Source organism: Dietzia sp. Cai40, from assembly GCF_014145165.1.
GTDB lineage: Bacteria > Actinomycetota > Actinomycetes > Mycobacteriales > Mycobacteriaceae > Dietzia > Dietzia natronolimnaea.
This window is the reverse complement of sequence record NZ_JAALEB010000184.1, coordinates 1-2,143: the sequence shown is the minus strand read 5'-3', so window position 1 is coordinate 2,143 and position 2,143 is coordinate 1. Positions and strand designations below refer to the sequence as shown.

Sequence of the window (2,143 nt, the reverse complement as noted above, 5' to 3'; positions counted from 1 at the left end):
CGGCCTCGGCCGCGCCGCCCACCGCGCGTGCGACCACCCGTCGCACGTTGGTGTCGACCACCGGGACGCGCTGGCCGTGGGCGAAACACGCCACCGCGCGGGCGGTGTAGTCGCCGACGCCCGGGAGCGCGAGCAGGGCCTCGACGTCGGTGGGGACCTCGCCGTCGTGTCTGTCGACGACGACGAGGGCACACTCCTGCAGTCGGAGGGCGCGGCGGGGATAGCCGAGCTTGCCCCACATCCGGATCACATCGGCGGCCGGCGCCGCGGCGAGCTCGGCCGGACCGGGCCACCGCTCGAGCCACGCCCGCCAGACCGGTTCCACCCGTGCCACGGGGGTCTGCTGGCTCATGACCTCACAGAGCAGGATCTCCCACGCGCCGACACCCGGGCCGCGCCAGGGGAGGGGGCGGCCCGCACGGTCGAACCAGGACAGCAGGGCGGAGGTGTCGACGGAGGTCACCGTGTCTCCGCGGGAGCGGGGTGTGCACAATATGAGCCATGCCTCATACCGATCCCATCAAGGCCTGGGCCTCGCTCCGCGACGGCAATCATCGATTCGTCGAAGGGCAGATGCGTCATCCCAGCCAGAATACCGAGCGGCGGGAGAAGCTCGTCGCGGCGCAGCACCCCAAGGCCGTCCTGTTCGGCTGCTCGGACTCCCGGGTGGCGGCCGAGATCATCTTCGACCAGGGTCTCGGGGACCTCTTCGTGATCCGCACCGCCGGCCACATCAGCGACTCGGCGGTGCTCGGCTCGATCGAGTACGCGGTCCACGTCCTGGAGACCCCGCTGATCGTGGTGCTCGGTCACGACAGCTGTGGCGCCGTCAAGGCCACGGTCGACGCGCTCAACACCGGTGAGATCCCGCCCGGGTTCCTGCGTGACGTGGTGGAGAAGGTCTCGCCCTCGATCCTCAACGGTCGCCGCGAGGGGCTCAGCACCATCGACGATTTCGAGGCGCGCCACGTCCTCGAGACCGGCGAGCTCCTGCAGCAGCGCTCCAAGATCATCAGTGACCGGATCGACGCGGGGCGGCTCGCGATCGTCGGTGTGACGTACAAGCTCTCGGACGGGCGCGCGTATCTGCGCAGCGCGTTGGGGGAGGTCGAGGACACCCCCCACGGTCCGGGTGAGGAGATGATCGCGGTCTAGGGACACGCCGCGAGGGGGATCCGGTGCGGCGCCCGCTCGGCCCTAGAGTTGGGCCCGTGCACGAACCCCAGGGCTCCCTACCGCGCGAAGTCTATGTGCGTCGCCGCGTCGCCGCCGTCGCCATCGCGGTCGTCGCCGTCCTGGCCGTGGTGCTGGCGCTGTTCCTGGCCTCCAGGGACAGCGGCACGGACACCCAGGAGTCGGCGGGCGGCGGCGAGGTCGACACGGCCGAGGCGGCCACCACCTCGGAGACCACGACCACCGGGACCACCGCCCGGGATGACGGCGGCGCCTCGCGCGGCCGGTGCGCGGACGAGGACCTGAGCCTGGAGGTCTGGTCCGCCGAGCCCAACGTCCCGGTCGGCGAGGACGTCCGGTTCTTCGTCAACATCCTCAACACCTCGGACACCACGTGCGACCGCGACCTCTCCGAGGCGCCGCTGTCCTTCGAGGTCTACCGCCTGGACACCAACGTCAAGGTGTGGTCGAGCATCGACTGCACCACCCCCCGCGAGGACGACGAGGTCGACCTCCGCCCCGGTGAGCCCGAGCCCCGCCAGATCGACTGGACAGGCCGCCGGTCCGCGGAGGGCGCCTGCTCGGAGGCCGATCGGACCCCGGTCGAGGTGGGCGCCTACCAGGTCTACGCGCTGGTCGGGAACGTCTTCAGCCCGGCGGCCACCTTCAACGTGGTCGAGGGCGACTGACCGTCCGGGGTGTCGGGCGCGACTGGCATGTGAGGCAGACGCCGCGGACGCCGTCCGCTAGGTCGACCCGAGGCCGGTGAGCCACTGGCGCACGTGCCGGGCCCACAGGGCGCCCACACCCTCCACGTCCGCGAAGTCCGTCTGCTCGGCGGCGAGCAGCGCCGGAACCGAGCCGAACCGTTCCACCAGGGCGGAGATCTGCACGGGCCGGAGTCTGGGGATGTGGGCGAGCATCCGGTGACCCCGTGCGGTGACGTGCTCGTCGAGGTCCTCCGGCTCCG

The 2,143-nt window shown here is 71.6% G+C and carries 2 protein-coding genes and 2 pseudogenes; 2 read left to right on the top strand and 2 right to left on the bottom strand.

Going from position 1 to position 2,143, the window contains the following annotated elements; genetic code table 11:
* Positions 1-463, bottom strand: a pseudogene (locus G6022_RS08005) (A/G-specific adenine glycosylase); the annotation flags it as partial.
* 38 nt (positions 464-501) lie between these two features.
* Between G6022_RS08005 and G6022_RS08000 the strand changes: the two are divergent.
* Together G6022_RS08000 and G6022_RS07995 are read left to right on the top strand one after the other, a co-directional pair.
* Positions 502-1,155 carry a carbonic anhydrase gene (locus G6022_RS08000; RefSeq protein ID WP_179524500.1) on the top strand — a complete coding sequence of 218 codons (654 nt, stop codon included), beginning with the start codon at positions 502-504 and terminating at the stop codon, positions 1,153-1,155.
* A gap of 56 nt (positions 1,156-1,211) precedes the next feature.
* The gene (locus tag G6022_RS07995) at positions 1,212-1,862 is read left to right on the top strand and encodes a hypothetical protein (RefSeq protein ID WP_182639751.1); all 651 of its coding nucleotides are present in this window, start codon (positions 1,212-1,214) and stop codon (positions 1,860-1,862) included.
* A 57-nt stretch (positions 1,863-1,919) separates the two neighbouring features.
* Here G6022_RS07995 and G6022_RS07990 read toward each other — a convergent pair.
* Positions 1,920-2,143 (bottom strand): annotated as a pseudogene (locus G6022_RS07990) (DNA integrity scanning protein DisA); the annotation flags it as partial.